We start from the raw sequence: 5,976 nt of genomic DNA on the forward strand, positions 1-5,976 counted from the left end.
ATTTTTGTACAACTTGACAACACGATTGAAGGTTTAGTACAATTTCAATCTATGATAGATGATTATTATGTATTTGACGATAAAAACTACACGGTTTATGGAGAAAGAACTAAAAAATCGTATCATATTGGGCAAAAAGTTAGAGTTAAAGTTATAAATAGTGACAAAGATAAACGTCAAATAGATTTTGAATTTGTAAATTAGAAAAGGAATACAATGAGTGAAATAAAATTATTAGCAAACAATAAGAAAGCACGTCACGAATATTTTATCGAAGATGTGTACGAATGTGGAATTGAACTGAAAGGAACTGAAGTAAAATCTATCAAAAAAGGGAAAGTTTCCATTAAGGAAAGTTACTGTATGATAGAAAACTCGGAAGTTTTTGTTTATTCTATGAATGTAAGTCCATACACAGAAGGAAATATTTTTAACGTGGATAGTTTAAGAAAAAGAAAACTTTTAATGCATAAATCTGAAATCAGAAAATTAATCGGAAAAACAAAAGAACAAGGTTATACTTTGATACCTCTAAGAGTTTATGAAAAAAATGGACTTGTAAAAGTAGAAATAGCTCTTGCAAAAGGTAAGAATCTATACGATAAGAGAGAAACTTTGAAAAAACGTGACGATTTGAGAAATATGCAAAGAGCAATGAGAAGATAAGGAGTAATAATGAGCTTTGACGGAATTGTAACAAAAGCGATAGTTGATGATATAAAAGCAAAATTAATTAACGGGAAAATCAGCAAGGTTAATCAACCCGATAAAAACGAATTGGATTTAATTATCTATAATAACAAACAAAATTATAAACTTCTTATTTCTGCATCCTCATCTTTACCGAGGATGCATTTTACAAATGAAAATAAGAAAAACCCAATTGAAGCGTATAATTTCTGTATGCTGATGCGAAAATACTTACAAGGAGCGGTTATAACTGATATTTATCAAGAATCGATGGATAGAGTTGTTAGTATTGATATCAATAGCAGAGACGAAATGGGATATGATATGAACTACTCATTAGTTGTAGAACTTATGGGTAAACATTCAAATATAATTTTAATTGAAAAAGAAAGTAAGATGATTGTAGATGCAATTAAGAGAATTAGCTTCGATACAAAAAGCATCAGACAAATACTTCCAAAAACTAAATATTCATATTTAGAAGATGATAAGATTAATATTCTACGATCGGATGATCTTCCAACGGATATTGCAGAAGGAACGACTAAACTGCAACAAGTTTTTTATAAAAATTACACAGGGTTTTCTCCAACTATTTCAAGAGAAATATGCCTAAGAGCAGATTTGGATTTTAACATAAGACTTGAAGATTTGACTGAAAATGAAAAATTAAGATTTAATCAAGCTTTTATTGAGGTTAGAGAAGCTATCAGAAATTGTGATTATGATTTTTCTATAGTCATCGATGAGGATGAAAAATTAAAGGATTTTCATGTAATTAAATTAGAAAAATACGGATATCAAAAGAAAAACTTTAATGATATTCACGAAATGTTGGATTATTATTATAAAAAACACAGTTCAAACGATTCAATTACACAAAAATCTTCGCACTTGAAGAAAATAGTTTCAAATAAAATTCAAAGAAATTCAAATAAATTGAGTAATTTAACTGTAGATTTGCAAGAAGCTAAAAAAAGAGATATTTACAAAGTTTATGCTGATTTGATAAGTTCAAATATGCATTTGATTCATAAAGGCGTGGATAAAATAACGGTACAGAATTTCTATGATGAAATGAACCCAATTGAGATTCCATTGAATCCAATAAAATCTGGAAATGAAAACGCACAAAATTACTACAAAAAATTTAGTAAATTAAAAACTAGAGAAAAAATGATTACACAAGAGCTTCCTCTTATAAAACAAGAAAACGAATATTTACTTCAACTTTTAGAAACTTTGGAGAGAGTGACAGAATATCAAGAACTATCAGAGATTAAGGATGAGATGGTAAAAATAGGTTTGATAAAAAAATCTAAGAAAAAAACTGCAAAAGTAAAACCATCAAAGCCAAGACATTTTGTAACAGAAAATAACGTTGATATTTTTGTAGGTAAAAATAATTACCAAAATGATAATCTAACTTTGAAACAAGCTAACAAAGAAGATATTTTTGTTCACGTAAAAGATATGCCAGGTTCACATGTCATAATGCGAAACGAAAACTTGACTGAAGAAGACTACGGTATTGCTTGTTTCTTAGCGGCGTATTTCTCCTCAATGAGTAAAGAAAAATACGTTGAAGTTGATTATACCGAAAAGAAAAATGTTAAAAAAGCTAAGGGAGCAAAACCTGGAATGGTGTTTTACAATAATTTCAACACTGTTAATGTCGATATGAGTTCTTATGATATTGACAAAATCAAAGAAATTGTTTAAAAATTGTAATAAATTATTGTGAATTCTTGAATATTAATATACACTAACAATATCAGAGGAGGCGATAGAATGAAGTCTATGACAGGATTTGGATCTTCTAGTTTGGAATTGGAAGATTGCAGCATAGATATTGAAATCAAATCTGTTAATAATAGGTATTTGGATTTCAATTTTTCAATGCCCAGTTATTTGAATTTTATGTTGGAAGATATGAAATCATTAATCAAAAATAAGTTAAAACGTGGTAGAGTCGAAGTTTATATCAAAATCAAAAAATATCAACTATCAGTCGACAGTGTGGATATTAACTATGAATTAGCTCAAAAAATCAAGGAAAAACTTGATTCATTAAATCAAAAGTTAGATATGAAATCGGATATTAGTGTAAGAGATTTAGTAAAATATGATGATGTAATGACATTTACTTACAAAGATTTGGACAATGAATTTTTGCACGATAATATTCTAAAAGTTTTAGATGAAGCTGTGAATAAAATTTATTCAATGAGATCTATTGAAGGCGATAATTTGAGAGAAGATTTATCGACTAATTTATCAAAAATAGAAGATCAAATATATAAAATATCAAGTTTAACTGAAAATAGTGTAAAAGAATACAGAGAAAATTTGTTTAATAAAATATCTGAATTGTTAGATGAAGAAAAAATTGATAAGGATAGAATGTACTTGGAAGTTGCTTTAATGGCTGATAAAGCTGACATTAACGAAGAATTAAAGAGATTTGATTCACATATAGTTCAATTTAAATCTACAATGGATATTAAAGATTGCATCGGACGTAAATTGGATTTTATAATTCAAGAAATGAATCGCGAAATTAATACAATTTCTTCAAAATCGAATGATGAATCTATTTCAGTTTGTGTTATTGAAGTTAAAAGTTTGATTGAAAAATTAAGAGAACAAGTACAAAATATTGAATAGAAAATATTGAATAGAGGGAAAATGGAAAGTTTAGGTATAGGTTTTTCAAATTTAGTTAATAGCAACAGAATTATTGCAATTGTTAGTCCTGAAACAAATCCAATTAAAAGAATTGTTCAAAAAGCAAAAGAAGATAATAGTCTCATAGACGTTACTTTTGGAAGAAAAACCAGGAGTGTAATAATTATGGATTCAAGTCATGTTGTGTTGAGTTGTCTTCAACCAGAGACTTTACAAATGAGATTAGATAAATCAAATAATAAGGAAGATTAAAATGAGAGACGGATTTTTATTAGTTGTTTCTGGCCCATCGGGAGTTGGTAAAGGAACTGTTTGTGAAAAATTAATATCACAAAAAAATGATATTGTATATTCTGTATCCGCTACAACAAGGAAGAAGAGGCCTTACGAAGTAGACGGAGAAAATTATTATTTTTTGGGTTTAGATGAGTTTAAGAAGAAAATCGAACAAGGAGATTTCATTGAATATGCTAATGTGCATAATAACTATTATGGAACTCCAAAATCATTTGTTTTTGATCAAATAAATAAAGGAGAAATAGTTATTCTGGAAATTGATGTTCAAGGAGCATTAAAAGTAAAAGAAAACTATCCTGAAGCTGTTTTTGTATTCATTCTTCCACCGGATTTGATTGAACTTAGGAGAAGAATTGAAGGTAGAAATACAGAAGATGAAGAAACAATTAATATTAGAATGCAAAACGCCAAGAAAGAATTGAGTTTTATTGATGAATATGATTATGCAGTCATCAATGAAGATGTTGACGAAACTGTAAAAAATATTGAAACTATAATTGATGCAGAAAAATTTAGAGTTGTAAAAGGAGAAAAATATGATTAATCCATCATTTAAAAAATTATCAGAAATAAACAATAGTAGATATGCACTTTGTGTAATGGTAAGTAAAAGAGCAAGAATGTTAATAGATGGCAAAGACACAAAACTAAAGAAAGCAAAAGCTCAACCAGTTACTACAGCTTTAGAAGAAGTTATGGAAAAAAAGGTTTGGGAAAACAAATCAAATGAGTAAAAATATTCTTTTAGGTGTTACTGGAGGAATTGCTATTTACAAGGTTGTAGATGTTGTAAGTAGACTAAAAAAACTTGACTATAATATCAAAATAATTATGACTGATTCAGCTTGTGAATTTGTAAGTCCAATGACTTTTGAAACAATTGGCAAATGCGATGTTAAAAACAAAATGTTTCATAATAATTCACACAAGGTTGTTGAACATATAGAGCTTGCAAAATGGGCGGATTTGTTTTTGATTGCACCTGCTAGTGCAAATACTATGGCTAAAATAAATTATGGTATCGCAGACGATTTGTTATCATCTACTGCGCTAGCATATACCAAGCCAATAATGTTTTGTGTAAGTATGAATACCAATATGTTGAATAATCCTGCGACACAAAAAAACATAGAAGATTTGAAACAAAAAAAACACTTAATTGTAGATTCAAATAGTGGAATGCTAGCTTGTAATACAAAAGGAAACGGAAGATTAAAAGAACCTTGGGAAATTGTTGAAGAAGTTGAAAAATACTTTTGCGAAAAAGATTTACAAGGTAAGAAAATTTTGATTACTGCAGGAGCAACAGTTGAAAGAATTGATCCTGTACGATATATAACGAATGATTCCAGTGGGAAAATGGGATATTCGATTGCTAAGAAAGCTTTTATGAGAGGAGCCGATGTAACAATTATTTCTGGGAAAACAACGGCAGAAAATCCATATGGTATTGAAAACATAAAAGTGGAGTCTGCAATTGAAATGAAAGAAAAAATAGAAAGTTATATTGGCGACTTTGACTGTTTAATTATGGCGGCAGCTGTAAGTGATTTTAAAGTAAAGAACAGAAAAGATTTAAAAATAAAAAAACAAGATGGCATTAATTCTTTAGAATTAGAAGAAAACCCAGATATTTTAAAATCATTAAATAAAAAAGATAATCAAATCTTTATTGGATTTGCCGCAGAAACAAATAATTTATTAGAAAATGCTAAGAAAAAGTTAGATAAAAAAAATCTAGATTTTATAGTATTAAACGATGTATCAAAAAAAGACATCGGATTTAATTCAGAATATAATAAGGTAACTGTAATCAGTAGAGATAATATATTAGAAATTGATAAGGACACAAAGTTAAATATCGCAGATAAGATATTGGATTTGATAAAGTAGGTAAACATGTATATTGATGTTATTTTTAGAAACAAATCAAAGATGACTAACAGACTATACTCATATTATTCAAGTGAAGATGTCGAAGTTGGAATGAGAGTAATAGTTCCTTTTGGTAAATCAAATATTAACAAATTAGCATTAGTGGTTAGAATTAATGATAACCCTAAACGAGATATTGATTACAAAGAAATAATATCAGTAATAGATTTAAATCCTATTGTCACACAAGAATCAATTGATATGGCTTTTTTCATGGTAGATAAGTATTTAAGCGATTATAGCTCCGCCTTTCAAACTATTTTGCCACCTGGAAACTTTGAAGAATTAAAAGAATATTTCACTGCAAATGATAAACTACTGAATGTAGATGAAGATTTGTACAATATTCTTAAAACCAAGAAAGAA

General features: G+C 28.2%; 8 protein-coding genes and 1 pseudogene. All 9 read left to right on the plus strand.

Annotation, left to right across the window (positions count from 1 at the left end; all coding sequences use genetic code 11):
* Positions 1-204: S1 RNA-binding domain-containing protein (locus tag KHW44_RS05500; RefSeq protein WP_304066940.1), on the plus strand; the 204-nt coding region annotated here is incomplete at its 5' end.
* A gap of 12 nt (positions 205-216) precedes the next feature.
* A complete protein-coding gene (gene smpB / locus KHW44_RS05505) occupies positions 217-666 on the plus strand; it encodes an SsrA-binding protein SmpB (RefSeq protein ID WP_304066943.1) in 450 nt (149 codons plus the stop codon).
* A 9-nt stretch (positions 667-675) separates the two neighbouring features.
* The gene (locus KHW44_RS05510) at positions 676-2,412 is read left to right on the plus strand and encodes an NFACT family protein (RefSeq protein WP_304066946.1); all 1,737 of its coding nucleotides are present in this window, start codon (positions 676-678) and stop codon (positions 2,410-2,412) included.
* Positions 2,413-2,481: 69 nt separating this feature from the next.
* The gene (locus KHW44_RS05515) at positions 2,482-3,357 is read left to right on the plus strand and encodes a YicC/YloC family endoribonuclease (protein WP_304066948.1); all 876 of its coding nucleotides are present in this window, start codon (positions 2,482-2,484) and stop codon (positions 3,355-3,357) included.
* A 21-nt stretch (positions 3,358-3,378) separates the two neighbouring features.
* Entirely contained in the window at positions 3,379-3,630 is a 252-nt protein-coding gene (locus tag KHW44_RS05520) for a DUF370 domain-containing protein (RefSeq protein ID WP_094208524.1), read from the plus strand.
* 1 nt (position 3,631) lies between these two features.
* Positions 3,632-4,219 carry a guanylate kinase gene (gmk, locus tag KHW44_RS05525; RefSeq protein ID WP_304066951.1) on the plus strand — a complete coding sequence of 196 codons (588 nt, stop codon included), beginning with the start codon at positions 3,632-3,634 and terminating at the stop codon, positions 4,217-4,219.
* A complete protein-coding gene (gene rpoZ / locus KHW44_RS05530) occupies positions 4,212-4,409 on the plus strand; it encodes a DNA-directed RNA polymerase subunit omega (RefSeq protein ID WP_094203559.1) in 198 nt (65 codons plus the stop codon). The genes gmk and rpoZ overlap by 8 nt, the downstream gene beginning before the upstream one ends.
* Positions 4,402-5,568 carry a bifunctional phosphopantothenoylcysteine decarboxylase/phosphopantothenate--cysteine ligase CoaBC gene (gene coaBC, locus KHW44_RS05535; RefSeq protein ID WP_304066955.1) on the plus strand — a complete coding sequence of 389 codons (1,167 nt, stop codon included), beginning with the start codon at positions 4,402-4,404 and terminating at the stop codon, positions 5,566-5,568. The genes rpoZ and coaBC overlap by 8 nt, the downstream gene beginning before the upstream one ends.
* A gap of 6 nt (positions 5,569-5,574) precedes the next feature.
* Positions 5,575-5,976 (plus strand): annotated as a pseudogene (locus tag KHW44_RS05540) (primosomal protein N'); the annotation flags it as partial.

The sequence above is a fragment of the Finegoldia magna genome (assembly GCF_018371055.1).
Classification (GTDB): Bacteria; Bacillota; Clostridia; order Tissierellales; family Peptoniphilaceae; genus Finegoldia; species Finegoldia magna_I.